This window comes from Polynucleobacter sp. MWH-UH24A, assembly GCF_018687475.1.
GTDB lineage: Bacteria > Pseudomonadota > Gammaproteobacteria > Burkholderiales > Burkholderiaceae > Polynucleobacter.
Genome location: NZ_CP061292.1, coordinates 139263 through 159386, shown reverse-complemented (window position 1 = coordinate 159386; position 20124 = coordinate 139263). Strand labels below are relative to the sequence as shown.

At 46.8% G+C, this 20124-nt stretch carries 19 protein-coding genes; 4 read left to right on the top strand and 15 right to left on the bottom strand.

The genetic code is table 11. The features are described 5' to 3' along the window. Positions 1 to 6 precede the first annotated feature (6 nt). The 9 genes from mraY to bioB all read right to left on the bottom strand — a co-directional run bounded on the left by mraY (position 7) and on the right by bioB (position 9494). A complete protein-coding gene (mraY, locus tag ICV32_RS00875; protein ID WP_215371062.1) occupies positions 7 to 1176 on the bottom strand; it encodes a phospho-N-acetylmuramoyl-pentapeptide-transferase in 1170 nt (389 codons plus the stop codon). Further along, positions 1167 to 2615 carry a UDP-N-acetylmuramoyl-tripeptide--D-alanyl-D-alanine ligase gene (gene murF / locus ICV32_RS00870; RefSeq protein WP_251371879.1) on the bottom strand — a complete coding sequence of 483 codons (1449 nt, stop codon included), beginning with the start codon at positions 2613 to 2615 and terminating at the stop codon, positions 1167 to 1169. Before murF ends, mraY begins: the two co-directional genes overlap by 10 nt. Further along, on the bottom strand, positions 2615 to 4144 hold the full coding sequence (locus ICV32_RS00865) for a UDP-N-acetylmuramoyl-L-alanyl-D-glutamate--2,6-diaminopimelate ligase (protein ID WP_251371878.1): 1530 nt from the start codon (positions 4142 to 4144) through the stop codon (positions 2615 to 2617). The genes murF and ICV32_RS00865 overlap by 1 nt, the downstream gene beginning before the upstream one ends. 14 nt (positions 4145 to 4158) lie before the next feature. Then, positions 4159 to 5919 (bottom strand): penicillin-binding protein 2, encoded by a 1761-nt coding sequence (locus ICV32_RS00860; RefSeq protein ID WP_215371056.1) that lies wholly within the window; start codon positions 5917 to 5919, stop codon positions 4159 to 4161. Further along, the gene (gene ftsL, locus ICV32_RS00855; protein ID WP_215371053.1) at positions 5916 to 6182 is read right to left on the bottom strand and encodes a cell division protein FtsL; all 267 of its coding nucleotides are present in this window, start codon (positions 6180 to 6182) and stop codon (positions 5916 to 5918) included. Before ftsL ends, ICV32_RS00860 begins: the two co-directional genes overlap by 4 nt. Next, complete coding sequence (gene rsmH, locus ICV32_RS00850) at positions 6179 to 7114, bottom strand: 16S rRNA (cytosine(1402)-N(4))-methyltransferase RsmH (protein WP_215371050.1); 936 nt, start codon at positions 7112 to 7114, stop codon at positions 6179 to 6181. The genes ftsL and rsmH overlap by 4 nt, the downstream gene beginning before the upstream one ends. A 12-nt stretch (positions 7115 to 7126) precedes the next feature. Beyond that, a complete protein-coding gene (mraZ, locus tag ICV32_RS00845; RefSeq protein WP_108507692.1) occupies positions 7127 to 7555 on the bottom strand; it encodes a division/cell wall cluster transcriptional repressor MraZ in 429 nt (142 codons plus the stop codon). A 239-nt stretch (positions 7556 to 7794) separates the two neighbouring features. Continuing rightward, entirely contained in the window at positions 7795 to 8478 is a 684-nt protein-coding gene (coq7, locus tag ICV32_RS00840; RefSeq protein ID WP_371817061.1) for a 2-polyprenyl-3-methyl-6-methoxy-1,4-benzoquinone monooxygenase, read from the bottom strand. Next, positions 8475 to 9494, bottom strand: coding sequence for a biotin synthase BioB (gene bioB / locus ICV32_RS00835; RefSeq protein WP_215371047.1), 1020 nt, complete (start codon positions 9492 to 9494; stop codon positions 8475 to 8477). The genes coq7 and bioB overlap by 4 nt, the downstream gene beginning before the upstream one ends. Positions 9495 to 9575: 81 nt before the next feature. Between bioB and bioA the strand changes: the two genes are divergently transcribed. The 3 genes from bioA to bioD are packed head-to-tail and all read left to right on the top strand — an operon-like array spanning position 9576 to position 12857. Further along, the gene (bioA, locus tag ICV32_RS00830; RefSeq protein ID WP_215371044.1) at positions 9576 to 10922 is read left to right on the top strand and encodes an adenosylmethionine--8-amino-7-oxononanoate transaminase; all 1347 of its coding nucleotides are present in this window, start codon (positions 9576 to 9578) and stop codon (positions 10920 to 10922) included. Positions 10923 to 10935: 13 nt separating this feature from the next. After that, the gene (locus ICV32_RS00825; protein ID WP_215371041.1) at positions 10936 to 12150 is read left to right on the top strand and encodes an 8-amino-7-oxononanoate synthase; all 1215 of its coding nucleotides are present in this window, start codon (positions 10936 to 10938) and stop codon (positions 12148 to 12150) included. After that, positions 12147 to 12857 carry a dethiobiotin synthase gene (gene bioD / locus ICV32_RS00820; protein ID WP_215371039.1) on the top strand — a complete coding sequence of 237 codons (711 nt, stop codon included), beginning with the start codon at positions 12147 to 12149 and terminating at the stop codon, positions 12855 to 12857. The genes ICV32_RS00825 and bioD overlap by 4 nt, the downstream gene beginning before the upstream one ends. Here bioD and ICV32_RS00815 read toward each other — a convergent pair. Next, the gene (locus ICV32_RS00815) at positions 12849 to 14555 is read right to left on the bottom strand and encodes an AMP-binding protein (protein WP_215371036.1); all 1707 of its coding nucleotides are present in this window, start codon (positions 14553 to 14555) and stop codon (positions 12849 to 12851) included. The genes bioD and ICV32_RS00815 overlap by 9 nt on opposite strands. Before the next feature lie 74 nt (positions 14556 to 14629). Here ICV32_RS00815 and ICV32_RS00810 point away from each other — a divergent pair, with 74 nt between their 5' ends. Further along, complete coding sequence (locus ICV32_RS00810) at positions 14630 to 15820, top strand: M20 aminoacylase family protein (protein ID WP_215371033.1); 1191 nt, start codon at positions 14630 to 14632, stop codon at positions 15818 to 15820. Here ICV32_RS00810 and ICV32_RS00805 read toward each other — a convergent pair. From ICV32_RS00805 to ICV32_RS00785, 5 genes are all read right to left on the bottom strand, one after another. Continuing rightward, positions 15817 to 16593, bottom strand: a complete 777-nt coding sequence (locus ICV32_RS00805; protein ID WP_215371030.1) for an enoyl-CoA hydratase — start codon at positions 16591 to 16593, stop codon at positions 15817 to 15819. The genes ICV32_RS00810 and ICV32_RS00805 overlap by 4 nt on opposite strands. Before the next feature lies 1 nt (position 16594). Continuing rightward, on the bottom strand, positions 16595 to 17782 hold the full coding sequence (locus tag ICV32_RS00800) for a murein transglycosylase A (protein ID WP_251371877.1): 1188 nt from the start codon (positions 17780 to 17782) through the stop codon (positions 16595 to 16597). 120 nt (positions 17783 to 17902) lie between these two features. Next, the gene (locus tag ICV32_RS00795) at positions 17903 to 18637 is read right to left on the bottom strand and encodes an amino acid ABC transporter ATP-binding protein (RefSeq protein WP_215371028.1); all 735 of its coding nucleotides are present in this window, start codon (positions 18635 to 18637) and stop codon (positions 17903 to 17905) included. Positions 18638 to 18651: 14 nt separating this feature from the next. Next, on the bottom strand, positions 18652 to 19317 hold the full coding sequence (locus tag ICV32_RS00790; RefSeq protein ID WP_215371025.1) for an amino acid ABC transporter permease: 666 nt from the start codon (positions 19315 to 19317) through the stop codon (positions 18652 to 18654). Between the two features lie 15 nt (positions 19318 to 19332). Further along, the gene (locus ICV32_RS00785) at positions 19333 to 20118 is read right to left on the bottom strand and encodes an amino acid ABC transporter permease (RefSeq protein ID WP_215371022.1); all 786 of its coding nucleotides are present in this window, start codon (positions 20116 to 20118) and stop codon (positions 19333 to 19335) included. Positions 20119 to 20124 lie beyond the last annotated feature (6 nt).

Sequence of the window (20124 nt, the reverse complement as noted above, 5' to 3'; positions counted from 1 at the left end):
TGACCGTTAACGTAACTTAAGGCTTGATAAGCCAACGAGTACTAACAAAATCGTAATGATCCAAAAACGCACAACAACCTGAGTCTCGCGCCAGCCACCCAGTTCAAAATGATGATGCAAAGGCGCCATTCGGAATATGCGTCGACCCTCTCCATAATATTTTTTGGTGAACTTAAACCAAAAAACTTGCATCATTACCGAAACAGTTTCAGCAACAAAGATTCCGCCCATGACAAAAAGAACGATCTCTTGACGAACAATGACTGCGATTGTTCCCAAGGCGCCGCCTAAAGCTAAAGCACCTACATCACCCATAAAGACCTGTGCAGGATGCGCGTTGTACCAAAGAAATGCTAATCCGGCGCCACCCATTGCGCCACAAAAGATCAATAATTCACCAGCACCTGGAATATGGGGAAATAAAAGATATTTCGCGTAGATTGCGTTACCCATCACATAGGCAAAGGCACCGAGTGCAGCACCAACTAAAATTACAGGCATGATGACCAAGCCATCAAGGCCATCTGTTAAATTCACAGCGTTGCTACTGCCCACAATCACCAAATAACTCAAAATGATGAATCCCATAACACCCAAGGGATAGCTCACTTCTTTCATGAACGGCACGGTTAAGTTTGATTTCGCCGGAAGATCTAATGAAAAGCCGCTCTCAACCCAGCTAATAAATAACTGCAACACTTTTAGGTTGTTAACTTCCGACACAGAGAACGCTAAATAAATCGCGGCAAATAAACCGATCAAGGTTTGCCAAAAGAATTTTTCTTTCGAAGACATTCCTTTGGGATCCTTATAAACCACCTTTCGATAGTCATCGACCCAGCCAATCGCACCAAAGCCAAAAGTCACAAGCATGACAATCCAAATAAAGCGATTACTTAAATCAGCCCATAGAACGCAAGAGATAAAAATTCCAATGAGCACCAATACACCGCCCATAGTAGGGGTGCCTACTTTTGCTAAATGCGTTTGAGGTCCGTTGGTGCGAACTGCTTGATCCACTTTCATTTCAGTCAACTTACGAATCACCCAAGGGCCAAAGACAAGACCAATCAAAAGTGCAGTCATTGTTGCCATCACGGCACGAAAGGTGATGTAAGAAAACACCCGGAAAAATCCATAATCATCTTGCAACCACTGTGCCAAGATTAAGAACATGGATTCACTCCTTTGACGAGTGCTTGCGCTACCCGCTCCATCCGCATAAATCGTGACCCTTTAACTAGAATATAAAGATTGCGATCATCGAATTTGTACAGATTCTGAACCAACTCCGTATTTAAAGAATCCATATCATCAAAGTGACGCGCATCTCCACCAGGTCTATTCGATAAATAGGCCTTATGACTTTCTTGAGTCAAACTACCAATTGTTATGAAATGCTCAATACCGCATTGCGCTGCATATTTACCAATTTCGTGATGAAATGCCGGGCCCTGCGATCCCACCTCCCCCATATCACCCAAGACCAAATAACGCACTCCACCGAGAGCTGCCAAGGTATCGATAGCGGCTATAACTGAATCTGGATTGGCGTTGTAGGTATCGTTGATTAGTTCGATACTTTGGGAAAGGGCGATACGCTGCATTCGACCAGATACTGGCTCAAACTGCTCCAAACCCGCTTTAACTTGAGATAAAGGAATCTCTGCAGCAACGGCAACGGTAGCGGCTGCTAAGGCATTACGATAGTTATGCGCCCCAAGCGTATTGAGCTGCACTTCAATCCTACCTAGCGGTGTGCGTATCTCAATCTTGCCATCCGATAGAAGGTGACCACTAATTAATGAATCGTCTTGCAAATTAGTATTTGGGGCCTGATCGAACCAACGAAATTTCATAGACTGGTTTGAGACGCATGCGGATTTCCATAAATCGGTATACGGGGTATCCGCTGGAAATGCGCCCACGCCGTTATGCCCTAACGAGCGCAATACGTCAGCATGCTCACGCGCCACGGCATCAACGGTTTCCATAAACTCTTGATGCTCTCGTTGCGCATTATTGATAAGTGCAATGGTTGGGCGAGTAATCGCCGCAAGCTCGGCGGTTTCGCCTGGATGATTCATCCCCAACTCAATCACGGCTAGGCGATGCGAAGGGCGTAGCTTTAATAATGTCAGCGGTAACCCAATATCGTTATTTAGGTTTCCCTCGGTCACAAGTAATTCAGGTAGGCTGACCGCTTGCCTAAAAATTGCTGCAATCATTTCCTTAACGGTTGTCTTGCCGTTACTTCCCGTCACCGCAACCAGTGGTAATGAGTACTGCGCACGCCACGCAGCTGCCAGCTCACCAAGTCCCTTACGGGTATCTTCTACATAAACAGCAGGTAAGCTAGTGGGGCACGATGTTTTCTCACTAATTAAGGCAGCAGAAGCACCCTGCTCGGATACTGTATTTAAAAATTGATGCGCATCAAAACGATCCCCTTTGAGCGCAACAAATAGCTCCCCAACCGTTGGGTGGCGGCTATCTGTTCCAACCTGACTAATCTGCCGATCGCGTGCCTCTGCGATGCCAATGTTATGCAGTTGACTATTTGGAAGTAAGTCATGGATATGGGCAAGATTTGTCATGGTCGGAATCGCTAACATCAATTTGACCCTCCACTGACTAAACGTAAGTGCGCCTGATCCGAAAAATCAAAACGCTTTCCCTTGATCTCTTGGGTGGTCTCATGGCCCTTACCGGCAACGAGAACAACATCGTGAGCTTGAGCTTGCCTAACTGCAGTCATGATGGCTGCGGCGCGATCCGTAATTAGCTCAACAGATGAATTGTGATGATCACTCATGCCCGCCACAATCATGTTCATAATCTCTTGCGGATCTTCGGTGCGCGGGTTATCGCTTGTGACAATCACATGATCAGCCATTGATTGCGCTACAGCTCCCATCCTGGGACGTTTTTCTTGATCCCGATCGCCACCACAACCAAACACACATACCAACTTTCCACCACGCGATTGGGCTATCGATCTTAAGGTCTCTAATACCTTTAGTAATGCATCCGGAGTATGGGCGTAATCAACAACCATCAGAGGAGCATCGCTGCGATCACTCTGAATCACTTCCATGCGACCAAGAACTGGCTTTAGGTTAGAGACGCGCTGTAGCGCATCTGGAACGGATACACCAAAAACCATCAAAGTAGAAATTACTGCGAGGGCATTACTTAAATTAAAAAGACCTAATAAAGGAATTGCTGTGGAACAACTTGTTCCATCAATACTTAACTGGCATTGATAAGCATTATTTTCGAATGCGTATTCCTGAAAATAAATGGCTTTAAATCGACTCCGAAGCTTCTCCAACCCATCAAACGAGGATTGAGACATGCCATATGCCCATATCACAACTTCCTCGCGTGTCACCAGCCGCATTAATAGCTCACGCCCAAAAGCATCATCGATATTAATGACGATATTCTTTGGATGAAAATCATAAAAAAGTCGGGCTTTTGCCGCGCCATACTCCGCCATCGTGCCGTGGTAGTCCAAATGGTCTTGACTTAGATTGGTAAAGATAGCGCAAGCAAAGTGAGTCCCCTGAACACGCCCTTGTTCCAATGCGTGAGAGGACACTTCAAGCGCAATATAGTTAGCACCCTGTGCTTTTAAACTAGCCATTTCCATTTGCAAGCGAGGCGCATCTGGGGTGGTGTACCCCAACCCTTGCAATCGGTTTACAAAGCCACAGCCAAGAGTGCCAATGACCCCAGCCTTCTCAGATAGACTTTGTGCAAGCCACTGCGTCACGCTCGTCTTACCATTGGTGCCGGTCACGCCAATTACTGGAATCACTTCGCTGGGGTTGCCAAACCACTGTGCGCTTAACCATCCTGCATGGCTTGCGAGATCTGGAACTGCAATACACCGCTCATCTAACTCGGATTCCCAATTAAAGCCTTGAGCTCCCTGAAGATGCGGTTCATACAACACAAATGCAGCGCCTTGCGAAAGAGCTTGAGCAATATAAATTCGTCCATCGCGCAAGGCTTTACCGTGTCCAACAGAATAGGCCAGAAATACATCGCCCTTTGCAAGAATGCGAGTATCCGCAACAAACTTTGCACTGGATTGAAGAAATTGCCTTAAATAAGGCAACACGTCGTGATGGGTCATTTGAACATTGGCCATCATTGCTTGAGTGCCACTTTTTGCAATGAACCGGTTAACGGTTGAGAATCCGGAGCCTGTACCACCGTGCGCTCATTGATATCAGGGGAAACGTTTAAACTGCGTAGTGTCTCGCTCACAATTGTCGAGAACACTGGTGCCGCAACTTGCCCACCAAAATAGCCGCCTACAGAGGGCTCATCAACCATCACCGCAACCACAATACGTGGCGCGCTGATGGGTGCCAAACCAACAAAGAACGCTCGGTATTTATTTGATGCGTAGCCCTTACCCTCGACCTTATGCGAAGTCCCAGTTTTTCCTCCAACCCGAAATCCTTCGGCTCGCGCTGTCACCGCAGTACCGCCTTGCTCAGTGACTGTCTCCAACATATTGCGCATCTCAATCGCAGTCTTAGCGGTAATAATCCGAGTGCCCGGTTTGTAATCTGGGCTGCGCAAAATAGTGGTGGGCACTAACTCGCCATCGCGAGCAAAGATCGTATAAGCACGTGCTAACTGAAATAAGGAAGTTGAAATTCCATAACCAAAGGACATGCGGGCTTGATCGCTTTGGCCCCATTTTTGATAGGGATGCAAACGCCCTGTCACCGTACCAGGGAATCCAATATTTGGAGCCTGTCCAAAACCAACCGCAGCAAATAAGTCCCACATCTCTCGTGGCTCAAGCTGTAACGCTAATTTTGCCGTTCCAATATTGCTCGACTTTTGAATCACTTGCGATACTGTCAACATTCCATAAGGATGAGTATCTGTGATCGGTTTAGGTCCCACTAATAACTTTTGACCAATGGTCATATTGGTTTCAGGCTGCACCTTACCCTGCTCAAGTGCAAGAGCAACAGGGAAGGGTTTCATCGTGGAACCCGGCTCAAATGTATCGGTGAGGACGCGATTCCGAAGTTGCTCTCCGGTAAGCGCTTTACGAGAATTCGGGTTATAGCTTGGCCAATTAGCTAATGCCAAAATTTCACCGGTGCGCACATCAAGCACTACCGCGCCACCTGCTTTTGCACGATGCTTTTCAACTGCGCTCTTTAAGGCGTTATACGCAATGTATTGAATCTTGCTATCGATTGAGAGTTGAAGATCTTGACCGTCCTGTGGAAATTGCAAGATCGCAATGTCATTGACGATTCGTCCCAAACGGTCGACCACAACCCGCCGTTTACCCGGGTGAGCAGCCAACTCTTTATCGCGCGCCAACTCAATTCCTTCTTGACCCCGATCTTCCACATTGGTAAAGCCAACCACATGAGCCATCGCCTCACCTTCTGGGTAATGGCGACGATATTCGTTATTTAGCCCAATACCAGGGATTTCTAAACGACGGACTTGTTGAGCAATCTCCGGATCAACCTGACGCTTCAAAAATACTTGATTACGCTCATCAGCAAAGCGCTTTTTGATCTCTGCTTCACTCATCTCCAAGAGCTTGGCGAGTTGGGTAATTTTTTCTGGAGCCAAATCGGTCGGGATGTTATCTGTATATGCAATCACGGCCTTTGCCTCAAGACTCGTTGCAATTAACTGACCATTACGATCCAAAATTTTTCCACGTGTTGCGCGCATCTCAATTTCGCGCTGTACGCCCTTGACTGCTTTGGCCTCATAGAATCCATTCCCTGGACCCTGAATCCAAAATGCACGAATGACCAAAGCTACGAACGCAACAAATAATAAAAACAACATCAATCGCGAACGCCACATTGGTAGTCGCAACACAACGTTTGGAGAGGTCGAGAAGCCAACTGGTTTCATAGGCCCTCCTTGAAATACAAGGTACGATCTGGAGTGATTGGACTCATTCGCAATTGATTGCGAGCCACATCACGAATCCGAGCGGATTTAGAGAGATTGCGCTGTTCAAACTCTAATCTAAGCCATTCTTGATTTAACTTACGCTCTTGGGCTTGGGCACGTTCCAAAGATACAAATAACTTTCTCGTTTTTTGTTGAGACGTAACCAGCGATAATGCACAAATCAATAGCAACACAAGCAGGCTGAGCGTAGCGCGATTCATGAGAGATCACCTCTTTTCTGCGCAACTCGCATTACTGCTGAACGTGCACGGGGGTTTTCATAAACTTCCGTTGCACTGGGCTTAATCCGAGCAATGATTTCTAAATCGCCCTGCGGTAAATCCTTTGCTCGTATGGGTAATTCACGGGGGACATTAACTTGCGCATGCGCTTGCATGAACTGCTTAACAATACGGTCCTCTAAGGAATGAAAGCTAATTACTACCAATCGACCGCCTACTTTTAATAGCTTGAGTGCGGCCGATAGCCCCTTCTCAAGATCGCTTAATTCTTGATTAATGAAAATCCGAATCGCTTGAAACGTTCGCGTTGCTGGGTCCTGCCCAGGTTCTCGCGTTTTCACTACGCTTGCAATCAGCTCTGCCAAACCCTTAGTGGTTTGAACAGGGTGCCCCTCTTCGCGCTGTTTCACAATTGCGCGCGCTATGGATGTCGCAAATCGCTCCTCACCAAAGGTTTTGATCACCTGTGCAATCTCATCGACGGCTGCACTGACGAGCCATTCCTGTGCAGAGATTCCGCGTGTCGTATCCATACGCATATCAAGCGGGCCCTCGAACCGGAATGAGAATCCGCGCTCTGGTGTATCGATTTGCGGTGAACTGATCCCCAAGTCGAGTAGTACCGCGTCGACGGACTCTGACTGAAGGTACTGCTCCATATTTGCAAAACTTGAATGAATGATTTGTAAGCGTGGGTCGCGAAGGGTTTGCGCTTTCGCAATTGCTTCGGGATCTTTGTCGAATGCGATGAGCCTGATTTCCTTGCCAAGCGTATCCAACAGTGCTTGTGCATGCCCACCTCGTCCGAAGGTTCCATCGATGATTACCGCAGAATTGGGTTGAAAGGATGGTCCACTGATCATGGCGGTGACTGCCTCGGCCAGTAACACTGGGCGATGGATATTGTTCATGGCGCCCGATCATCAAAAGGTAAATTGTTTTAATGCGTCTGGCATGCCCTGCGCAATTGCAGCTTGTTCTTTTGCTGCATACGTGTTGGCATCCCAGATTTCTAAATGCGAACCCATACCCAACAACATAATTTCGCGCTCAATGTTTGCGGCAGTTCGTAGCTCGGGTGTAATCAGAATGCGTCCAGCGCCATCTAAATCAATTTCAGCGGCATTACCCAAAAAAATTCTTCGCCACCAATGCGCATCCATAGGCAATTGCGCAACTCGAGCTCGAAACGCTTCCCACTCAGGTCTTGGAAATAGCAACAAACACCCATCGGGGTGCTTGGTTAAGGTAACGCGGCCTTCACCCTGCAGCAATAAAGCATCACGATGCCTTGCCGGCACCGACATGCGACCTTTTGCATCGAGATTGAGAGCTGAAGCACCTTGAAACAAAATTTACCCCACTTTTTCACACTTCCTCCCACTTTAGAGGAAGCTTCCTACAGGGTCAAGTATTTTTGGGTAAATTTTTAGGAAATTCTCTAGTGATTACAAATACTTAGAGAAGCTTTGCAAAATAGTTGTGAATTAAAATACTGACCTAAAACAAGTACTTGGAATCTATAGCTAAGATACGTCTTTAGGTATATACCAGGGATGCCCTGAAAAGACTGTATAAAAGAACAGTAATGCTAGATTTTATAAGCGGTCGTTGTCATGATTTTGGAAATTCCCGCCATGAGCGTCTGAATGGGCCGGGGTAATTCTTGACCTCCTGCAGCGATTGCGCTTGCGCCGTGCTCAATTTCATCAATCCGCATCTGCTCCACAATGGCACGGGAGCGAAGGTCCGCTTCAGGAAGTTTCTCAAGGTGATCATCTAAGTGCCGCTCGACCTGCTTTTCAGTTTCTGCCACAAAACCCAAACTCCAACGATCGCCAGCAAGTCCCGCCACCAAACCGATTCCAAATGCGCCAGCGTACCAGAGTGGATTTAAAAGACTGGGGCGAGAATCAAGTTCCCTGAGGCGCTCCTCGCACCAGGCCATATGATCCATTTCCTCTTTTGCCGCCTGATTTAATAAGGCGCGAGTTTCGGGAGTCTTGGCTAGAAATTTTTGGGATTGATAGAGCGCTTGGGCGCAGACCTCGCCGACATGATTAACGCGCATTAAACCGGCCACATGGGTACGGTCTTGAGGACTTAAATCAAGGTCTGAAGTAAGTGCTTGCTCTTGACTTGAGCCATTTTCAATAAAGGTCCTAGGTATTGGTCGTGTGTAATTGGCACCACCAGCAATTGCTCGCAAAGCAGTATCAAACTCACCAATCAAGCGATCGATTGGGCTTTGACTGATGCGTTCCAAACGACTCATACCTGGACTTCAGCTTTACAGCTTTCCTTTGTTTTTAAGCCAAGCTCAGCGAGCAACTGGCGATCGGCTAGCGCCTCAGGATTGCCGGTGGTGAGCAGTTGATCGCCATAAAAAATAGAGTTTGCGCCCGCCTGAAAACACATGGCCTGAACCGCTTTTCCAAGCTCTTGACGACCAGCCGATAAGCGAACTCGGGCATTGGGCATTGTGATACGAGCTACGGCAATCGTTCGAACAAATTCCAACGGATCTAATTTAGCTTGATCGGCCAAAGGGGTTCCAGCTACTGGGACCAAATGATTAATAGGTACCGATTCTGGATAGGGATTCAAATTGGCTAAACGTGCAATGAATGCCACCCGCTGCTCCCTCGATTCCCCCATGCCAATAATTCCACCACAGCATACGGACATCCCGGCATCGCGAACATGCTGCAAAGTATCCAACCGATCTTGGTAGCTACGGGTCTGGATCACATTTGGATAGAAGTCTTCACTGGTATCCAAATTATGGTTATAAAAATCCAGGCCTGCGTCCCGCAAAGCCTTTGCCTGACTGGGCTCTAGCATTCCAAGCGTCGCACAGGTCTCAAGCCCCAGCTCCTTAACACCCCGAATCATCGCGGCTACTTTTTCAACATCACGGTCTTTGGGCTCGCGCCATGCAGCGCCCATACAAAATCGATTAGAGCCAGCTGCTTTGGCCGCCCTGGCAGCCTCTAGCACTTCATCTAAATCCAAGAGTTTTGTCGCTTTAACATCGGTGTGATAACGCGCTGCTTGAGGGCAATAGCCACAATCCTCAGGGCAACCCCCCGTCTTAATCGAAAGTAATGTGGCTAATTCCACATCGCCTCCTGGAAAATACTGGCGATGGGTTTCCTGAGCCCGAAACATCAATTCATGAAAAGGAAGTTCAAATAGCGCCGCAATCTGCTCAAGCGTCCAAATTGGATAGGTAGTGGTTGAGCTTGGCTTAACCTGAACCAAGGGTGAGATCGATGGTGATGCTGACATGATTTTATCGGGATTGAATTCTAAAACCAATAACATAACAGATATGCAGCTTAATTTTGAAAATAGTCCCCTGACTTGCAAATGAATAAACCGAGTCATTCCTTAGACTGGGTCAGCCGAAGCCTTGCCTCGGTTTGGCACCCCTGTACCCAAATGAAAGATCATGAGGCGTATCCATTAATTGCAATTGCCTCTGGAAATGGGCCGTGGCTTGAGGATACGCAAGGGCGCCGGTTCATCGATGCAATTAGTTCCTGGTGGACCAATTTATTTGGTCACGCCAATCCACGCATCAATCAAGCAATCGTCCAACAACTCCAAAGCATTGAGCATGTGATGCTTGCGGGGTTTACTCATCAACCGGTGGTTGAACTATCCGAACGTTTAAGTACTTTGACTAACGGTCATTTAGGGCATGCGTTTTATGCCAGCGATGGTGCATCGGCAGTTGAAATTGCACTGAAGATGAGCCATCACTTTTGGAAGATTCAGGGTAAGCCGAATAAAAAGGAATTTATTTGTTTAGCAAATAGCTATCACGGAGAAACCTTAGGCGCTCTAAGCGTGACCGATGTCTCTGTATTTCGCGATGCCTATGGATCGCTTCTCAATCCGGCACATATTGTTATGTCACCCGATTCTCGAGCTGCAACAGAGCAAATCTCAAGCGAGGAAGTTATTGATTTGGCGCTTAAGAATCTTGAGGAATGTTTAGCCCAACACCATCAAACCATTGCGGCCTTAATCATTGAGCCCCTAGTGCAATGCGCAGGCCAAATGGCAATGCATGCGCCACGGTATGTGAAAGGGGCCAAGCAACTGTGTGAGCAATACGATGTGCATCTGATTGCCGATGAAATCGCCGTGGGCTGTGGTCGGACGGGCACATTCTTTGCTTGTGAACAAGCCGGTATTTGGCCCGATCTCATGACGCTATCCAAAGGAATTAGTGCGGGCTATCTACCCCTATCCATTTGCCTAAGTACCGATAGGATTTACTCCGCGTTTTACAGTGATCACATGACGGCAACGTTCTTGCATTCCCATTCCTATACCGGCAACCCATTAGCGTGTCGCGCTGCACTCGCAGGATTAGATATTTTTCATGAGGATGCAGTGCTTGAAATGAATAAAGTACGTAGTCAATGGATTCAGGAGGCGTTTATTTGGACTCGTGATCATCGATCCATTGAGCATGTTCGTCAACAAGGAATGATCATGGCGTTTGATGTGAAAGCATCTGCGATTTCAAACCCAGTCTCATTCTCAAAAGCGATGTTTCAGCAAGGTTTGTGCGAAGGTGTGTTAATTCGACCCATCGGTCGTACTGTCTATGTGATGCCACCTTATATTCTTTCTGCAGACGAAGTCCAACAGATGAGTCGTGCAATTGAGCGCACCTTATATGCCGTTTTACAAAAAGTCTAGTTCAATATTTCCCATGCCTTTTGCTCTTGATCAAATTGATACAGAACTAGCAACACTGGATCGTGAGCTACTGCGCCGATCCATTCGGTCGGTGGATACCCCATGTGGCCCTGAGATTCAAATACAGGGGCGATCATTGCTAGCATTTTGTAGCAATGATTATTTGGGGCTTGCCAACCATCCTGAGTTAATTGCCGCCCTATCTGAAGGGGCTGCACGTTTTGGCACGGGTAGCGGTGCTTCGCATTTAATTAGTGGCCATCATGTAATCCATGACGAGCTCGAAGCAAAATTAGCATCGACTCAAGCCGGCGCCATTCCAAATGTACGTGCTCTATTTTTCTCAACCGGATATGTTGCTAACCTAAGTGTAATTACCGCTTTAGGCTTAATTGGAAACAAAAAAATAAGTATTTACTCTGCGGCTCTTAACCATGCATCACTCATTGATGGGATTCGTCTTGCCCGCGGGCAAGGGTCTGTCGATCTCCATCTCTTTGATCACCATCATTTAGAAGCTCTTGACGATATTTTGCGCAATGACTCGACCCCACATAAATTAATCGTGATTGATGGGGTCTTTAGTATGGATGGCGATCTCGCTCCAGTTCAAAAGCTTTTGCGCCTAGCCAATCAATATGATGCGCTCCTCATGATTGATGATGCACATGGATTTGGTGTGCTCGGTAAGCATGGATATGGAATCTTAGAGGACCAAACGATCTTCTCAGACCGCATTATCTATATTGGTACGCTGGGCAAAGCCGCTGGTCTCAATGGTGCCTTTGTTTGCGCCCATGAAAAAATTATTGCGTGGTTGATTCAGAAAGCAAGACCCTATATTTACAGCACAGCCAGCTCGCCCGCATTAGCTTTTGCTGTACTGCGCAGTATTTCTCTAATGGAAGGTGAGAAGGGGCAAGAATTACGGGCACTTTTGCAACAAAACATCGCGCTTTGGAAAAAGGAATCGACCTTTACCCGTTGGAAGCGATTGGAATCAGATACCGCAATTCAGCCAATTATGGTTGGCAGTAATGAGACTGCATTGCAGCTAGCTAGAGCCTTAGATCAATTTGGCTATTGGATACCGGCAATCCGTCCACCAACGGTTCCCAAGGGCAAAGCGCGCTTAAGAATGACTTTATCGGCCGCGCATACTAAAGAACAGATTAAGGGGCTCTGCAATGTGTTATCTGAGCTAGAGTCCTCATTGCCACCATCATGAATCATTCCTACTTTGTAGCTGGTACAGACACTGAGATTGGTAAAACTTTAGTCACTGCAGCGCTGGTTTACAAATTGAACAATCTCAATCCAGGGTCAGCATGTGCCTACAAGCCAGTCGTCGCAGGGACCTACCGCAACGATGATGGCACGCTTTGCAACGAGGATTTGGAAAGCTATGCGCTAGTCCAAGATCCTACAATTCCCCAAAGTACGATCTGTCCTTATGTATTAGATACTCCAGCCGCACCTCATCTAGTCGCAGCAGCACATGGCAAGTACTTAGAACTTGATCGCATGGTGCAAGCGTATCAAACCCTACAAACACGAGTAACCCATGTGATTGCCGAGGGTGCAGGTGGATTTTTAACTCCCATTGATGATAGCCATGATCTCTCTGGATTTGCCCAGCGTATTCAGGTGCCCATAATTTTGACCGTGGGGATGCGTTTAGGTTGCATCAATCACACACTTCTCACGGTGGAGGCCATCAAACAGCGTGGTCTCACGCTAGCTGGTTGGATCGCCAATTGCATCGATCCCAATATGGCTTATTTAAACGAAAACATTACAACGCTTCGACACCGAATTAAGGCACCGCTATTAGGTAGCATTGCACATTTACCACCAAGCTTACAGAAAAAAACGAATGCGCCCTATTCGATTGATGCGATTAAATTTGCTGCTGCGGCAATCGCCCTACCCTGATTGACTTTCATCGCGCAAGACTCGGCGCAGAATCTTACCGACATTATTCTTAGGTAAGCTCTCTCGAAACTCAATTTGCGTTGGGCGCTTATAGTGGGTCAGCTCGCGATTACAGACATCCATGATTTGTTCTTCTGTAATCGTAAGGTCCTCTCGCACCACAAATAACTTAACCGCTTCGCCCATCGCGCCCTGGCGAATACCCACTACTGCGCACTCAAGGATCCCTGGAATCGAGGCAACAACATCTTCAACTTCATTCGGAAAGACATTAAATCCAGCCACCAAAATCATATCTTTCTTACGATCCACAATCCGAAAGTAGCCAGCCTCATCCATCACACCAATATCACCCGTTCTAAAAAATCCATCGGAGCCGAGCACATTCTGCGTTTCAGATTCTTGTTGCCAATAACCACGCATGACCTGAGGACCGCGAATATAAATTTCGCCAATCTCGCCAACCGCTAAATCCTTACCCTCTTCATCCCGAATACACATCTCGGTATCGGGCAAAGGTAGGCCGATCGAACCCGTGAACTCGGTTGCCAATGGGGTGTTACATGATGCGACGGGAGAGGTTTCAGAAAGACCATACCCCTCCGTAATCACTGTACCGGTTAGATCTTGCCAACGTTGTGCAACAGTCCGCTGTACTGCCATACCGCCACCGATCGTTAAAGCCCATTGTGAAAAATCCAATTGAGAAAATTTCGGATTATTTAAAAGTGCCGCAAATAAAGTATTCACTCCCGGAAACAAATTGATCTCGGGGAATTCTTTCAAAATCCCAATTAAATTGTGTAAATCCCGCGCATTAGGAACCAATAGAATTCGGGCTCCAAGGCGCATACCCAATAAGCCACAGCCAGTGAGAGCAAAGATGTGATACATCGGGAGTGCGCACAGAAAATGCCAAGACGTAATCGTTTTTCGTTGCTCAATTGGTTTTAACCAAGCCTCAATTTGTAATACATTCGCAATTAAATTGCGATGCGTCAGTATGGCGCCCTTCGAAATTCCGGTGGTTCCTCCGGTGTATTGCAATAGTGCAATATCAGCATGAGAAAGCTGTGGACGTTCATATGTGCGCTGCGCGCCTAACTCTAAGGCGGTTGTAAATTGCATACTGCGAACGTGTGTCGGTAGCGTATAAGGAATGACCTTACGCTTAAAGGTCCGTATAAAACGATCTAACCATGGTCCTTTCCAACCCAACATCTGCGCAATACTCGTGATCACTGCGTGTTTAATTGCTATCGCTTGACCCTCTAGTGCAAAGGCATCCTCAAGCGTTTTCCCAAAATGCTCCAACAGCAAGATGGCCTCAGCTCCGCAATCACGAAGTTGCGCCGCTAGTTCACGAGGGGTATATAGAGGATTAATGCTGACCACAATAAATCCGGCGCGAAGCACGCCATATAAAGCCATGGGGTATTGAGGGATATTGGGTAGCATGATTGCAACCCGTGCACCCTTTGATAGGCCAAGGCTTTGTAAATAACTCGCTAATTGTTTTGAAGCTAAATCGATCGCTTCATAGGAAAAATGCTTACCCATACACCAATACGCAGGCCGCTCCTGATGAGTTTTGAAAGACTCATCGAGTAAGTCTAAGAGTGACCCATATCGGTCATAACTTAGATGATGGGGAACATCTGCTGGATAGGATGAAAACCAAGGTTTATTTGTAATCATTGGTATTTATTACACTTTTTTAATAGTCACAATGTCTCCACGCCAAGTGTATCGCTTTGGGCTAATATTGATCTATGCGAATTCTCCCTGAGATCCTCGAGTCCACCCCTAGCATCGCTGAAATCCGACGCATTATTCATGCGCACCCCGAATTGCGCTTTGAAGAAAAGCAGACCGCTGATTTAGTTTCGCAAGCATTATCCAGTTGGGGTATTGCGGTCTATCAGGGCCTCGGTAAAACAGGGGTGGTTGGTCGCTTAGATGGTGAGTTGGGTCCTGGCAAGATGATTGGCTTACGTGCTGATATGGACGCTCTACCATTGCAAGAAAAAAATACATTTGCCCACGCCTCGCAAAACCCTGGAAAGATGCACGCCTGCGGCCACGATGGTCACACTGCGATGCTTTTAGGTGCGGCGCAATATCTCTCCAACCATCGGGATTTCAAAGGAACGGTGATTTTTATCTTTCAACCCGCTGAGGAAGGCGGTGCTGGCGCCCAAGAAATGATTGAAGACGGTCTGTTTGAGCAGTTCCCATGCGATGCAGTATTTGGAATGCACAATTGGCCTGGTCTAGAAGAGGGTCATTTTGGTGTTGTAAGCGGCCCCATGATGGCATCAAGCAACGAGTTCGTGATCGACATTCAGGGCAAAGGTGGGCACGCGGCCCTGCCGCACAACAGTGCGGATCCCATCATGGCTGGTATTCAGATTGCGCAAGCCCTGCAAACCATCATTACTCGCAATAAGCGTCCGGTCGATGCTGCGGTGATTTCGATTACGCAGTTTCATGCCGGAGAAACAAGCAATGTCATTCCCGACACTGCGATGCTCGGCGGTACCGTACGCACTTTTACTTTAGGGGTCTTAGATCTCATCGAAACACGAATGCATGAGATCGCCAATCAAGTAGCCAGTGCCTTTGATTGCAAAGCCAATCTGACGTTTAAGCGTAACTACCCGCCCCTGATTAACGATGAACAGCAAACCGAATTTGCCGCTCAGGTGATGAAAGAACTCGTGGGCAATGAGCGAGTGAACACCCGAATCGATCCAACCATGGGTGCCGAAGACTTTGCCTTCATGCTTTTAAAGAAACCTGGGTGCTATGTATTTTTAGGGAATGGTGACGGCGATCACCGCGCAACAGGCCATGGCATGGGACCTTGCCATTTGCATAACCCCTCCTACGACTTCAATGACCAAATCATTCCGGTAGGAGTGAACTACTGGGTCCGTTTAGCCCAAACTTTTCTGCGTTAACGATTCTTAAACTGTGCTGGCCGCTTTTCTAAAAAAGCAGTCATTCCTTCTTTTTGATCTTCGGTACCAAAGCAGGCATGAAATAAACGGCGCTCATACCGAATGCCCTCGCTCAAGGTTGTTTCATAAGCAGCATTCACACTTTCTTTCACCATCATTAGGGTCAGCAATGGCATCGCAGCAATCGTTTGTGCAATTGCCATAGTTTCAGCGATTAATTGCGCCGCTGGATAAAGTCGGGCAACTAAACCACTTCGCTCGGCTTCGGCGGCATCCATCATGCGACCCGTTAAACATAAATCCATTGCTTTTGATTTTGATACCGCACGGGTTAGCCGTTGCGTGCCACCAGAGCCTGGAACAATCCCTAATTTAATTTCGGGTTGCGCAAATTTGGCATTATCTGCAGCAATGATCATGTCACACATCATCGCCAACTCACAACCGCCTCCCAATGCATACCCCGATACCGCCGCAATCACTGGTTTACGAATCTTGCAAATGGTTTCCCAATTACGGCTAATAAAATTATTTCGATACGCCTCCTGAAAATCCAATTTAGCCATCTTGCCGATATCAGCCCCAGCAGCAAATGCTTTCTCACTTCCAGTAATCACAATGCACGCAATCGCATCATCCGCATCAAACTTTAATAATGCATCACCTAATTCATCCATCAACTCGTCATTTAATGCATTGAGTACTTGTGGACGGTTTAAAGTAATGAGGGCAACTTTTCCCTCAGTCTGAGTCAATATTGTGTTGTATGGCATTTCAATCCCTTTTCGGTAGCATTAACCAAACACGACCATTTTGCTTCATTCTGCCAGCTAATTCTCCAGCTTCATCGCCGGTACCCCAAAAATAATCAACTCGGACTGGGCCTACAATCGCCTTACCCGTATCTTGGGCCATGACCAAACGTCGAATTGGCTGATTACTAAGCGGTCGCGTTGTTTCTAAAAAAACGGGGGCGCCCAACGGAATTGCCCGAGGATCAATCGCAATACTGCGTTCCGGAGTCAGCGGAACCCCCAAGGCCCCAATCGGTCCAAGATCTTGGTTTGCAGAGGCAGGTAGTTCTCGAAAGAACACAAAGCGTGGATTGGCATTGAGCATCTCTTGCACTTTGCTGGGATTGCGTTTAGCCCACTCTGAAATCCCCTGCATCGTTGCCTGCGCTCGGGTAATCTCTTTGCGATCTAATAGCCACTGAGCGCTCGATTTAAAGGGTAAATCATTCGACCCCGCAAAACCTAATCGCATGATTTGGCCATTATCTAAACGGATTTTTCCAGACCCCTGAATTTGCATCGATGCAGCCGCTACAGGATCTTCAACCCAAGCAATTTCGGAACCCTTAAGAAGAGTCGAATTCATCAACTCGGCGCGCGCTGGTGCAGGCGATGGCTTTGCACGAACCCAGGCCTTCGGATAAGCATGAAGAGGTACTGTATATCGGTCCGTACGTACACGCGAACCCAAAATAATGGGCTCGTAGTAACCGGTAACTAAGCCCTCCGACTTACCAGTCATTTGATTACGAACTGCATAGGCTCTGAAATTATTCTCAAAAAACGTTTTTGCATCTCTCGGTTTTTGAGCGTTCGCTCGATCGCATACCGTAACCCAATTGACTGGCCCTGGTTTACGGTTACGCAACACACTACAGCTCTGTAACCAAGCTTGCCATGCCTCACTTAATTTATCTTCATCCCAACCCGGTATCTCAGAAAACTCCACAGGCGTTAATGCCGCTGATGAACTACTGTCATCGGTAACAACGGTTTCAGTGACTTTCGGTGTACGCGATAAGTTGCTCGGGCTACTTACCTTAGGCGCTTGAGAAACTGGCTTGGTTGGCGGCACAGCGCACGATGTAAGAAGAAGGCTCGCTATCACAACACAGAATGCGGTTTTACTAACTACAATGAGGTAACTCCAATTCCAGAAAATCATCATGCTCGCTCAGTTATTTGATGAATATCCAATGCTCTTATTTGTGCTAGAAGCATTTCTAGCTCTGATTATTCTATTAGCAATTGTGTTTTGGACCGGTAAAGGCCGCAAAGACTAGAATAATTAGTCACTCAATATTTTGGAAAGAAATTCTTTGGCCCGTGGCGATCGTGCATCGGGATGATTAAAAAACTCATCACGAGTGCAATCTTCCACAATTCTTCCTTGATCCATAAAAATAACGCGATCGCTTACCTTCTTGGCAAACCCCATTTCATGAGTGACTACGCACATAGTCATCCCCTCTTGTGCTAACTTGACCATCACATCCAAAACCTCGCCAACCATTTCGGGATCAAGTGCGGAGGTTGGCTCATCAAACAACATGACAATTGGATCCATGCATAAAGCTCGTGCAATTGCAACGCGTTGTTGCTGGCCACCAGAGAGCTGGCCAGGAAATTTATCTTTTTGCTCCAATAATCCAACCCGCTCTAAATATTTAAGGCCATGTTGTTTAGCCTCTTCAAGACTACGATTTAGTACTTTTATCTGAGCAATGGTTAAGTTCTCCATCACGGATAAATGGGGAAACAATTCAAAGTGCTGAAACACCATACCAACCCGTGAACGAAGCTTGGTCAAATTCGTGCCCGAATCATGTAAACGAATACCATCAACCATCAACTCACCTTCTTGAAATGGCTCTAGGGCATTGATCGTCTTTATCAAAGTCGATTTACCGGAGCCCGACGGCCCACAAATCACCACAACCTCGCCCTTATGAATCACCGTCGAGCAATCCGTCAGCACTTGAAACTGACCGTACCATTTAGAAATATGTCGAAGCTCAATCATGGCAATCTCATTTTTTAGCGAACAATTGCAACCTTTTCCTGAATACGCTTAACAATTCGGGATAGCGTAAAACAGATTAGAAAATACGTCACGGCTGCCAATAAATAGGTCTCAATCGGCCGCCCAAAATTTTTACCTGCAATTTCAAACCCTTTTAAAAGATCATAAGCGCCAATGGCATACACCAAAGAAGTGTCTTGAAACAAAATAATGGTTTGGGTCATAAAGACAGGGATCATATTTCGAAAGGCTTGGGGTAATACCACCAAACGCATATTTTGTGAATAAGTCATTCCTAATGCTTGGCCGGCATATACCTGCCCCCTGGGAATTGACTGGATTCCGGCTCGCACAATCTCTGAAAAATATGCTGCTTCAAATGCAATAAAGGTGATGATGGCCGATAAATTAACGCCAATCGGTTTACCGATGATCAAGGGAATTAATAAGAAAAACCAAAGAATGACCATGACCAAGGGAATGGAGCGCATCGTATTGACATACGCAGTTGCAGGCAAGGCAAGCCACGGTTTTCCGGAAAGGCGCATTAAGGCCAACACCGTCCCCAACACAATCCCGCCAATTGTCGCAATGATGGTTAACTGAACACTAAAGATCAAGCCCTTTTGGATATAACTAGTAAATAGTTCCCAGTTGTAAAAGCTCAGATCCAGATTCATAGTCTCTCGCTTGCCTTAATGCGTAGAGGATTGACCAGCAGCAATAAAACCGGGAACGCGCGTTTTTTTCTCAATCCACACCATGATTCGATTTACTGAGAATGCGCTCACCATATAAAGCCCCGTCACTGCTAGATAAATTTCAATACCTCGCGACGTTTCCTCCTGAGCCTGTAAAGCAAATAAAGTGAGTTCCGGTACGGACACTGCAAATGCAACGGATGAGTTCTTCACAATATTCATACACTCCGATGTGAGTGGTGGAACGATGATACGCATTCCCATTGGTAAGAGTACATAGCGATAACTTTGTGTGGTGGTCATGCCTAATGCAATGGCCGCATTCCGCTGCCCTGTTGGGAGTGACTGAATTCCCGCACGGACCTGCTCGGCAATTCGCGCGGATGTAAACAAGCCCAAAGCAATACTCACCAATAGATAGGATGGAAAGTTCTTCATGATGGGAAAAAATGCGGGCACTACGTGATACCAAAGGAAGACTTGAACAAGTAATGGAATATTTCGAAAGAGCTCAACCCATGCCGTGGCAGCACTAATACATAATCGATTTACAAGATGCTGAGGCGGTAAGGTACGCATCGTACCTATTACCACCCCCATCACCATGGCCAGAACTAAACTGAGTCCTGCCACCGCAATGGTCCAACCCCATGCAGAAATCAACCAATCCAAATAAGTGGGATCAGCATTGGGATCCATCCCAAATAAAAAAGAGAAGCAGCGGGGTGCTGCTTCTCCAGTTAAAGTGTCTTTACAAAAGACACTCCAATCTAAGGTCATATCAAA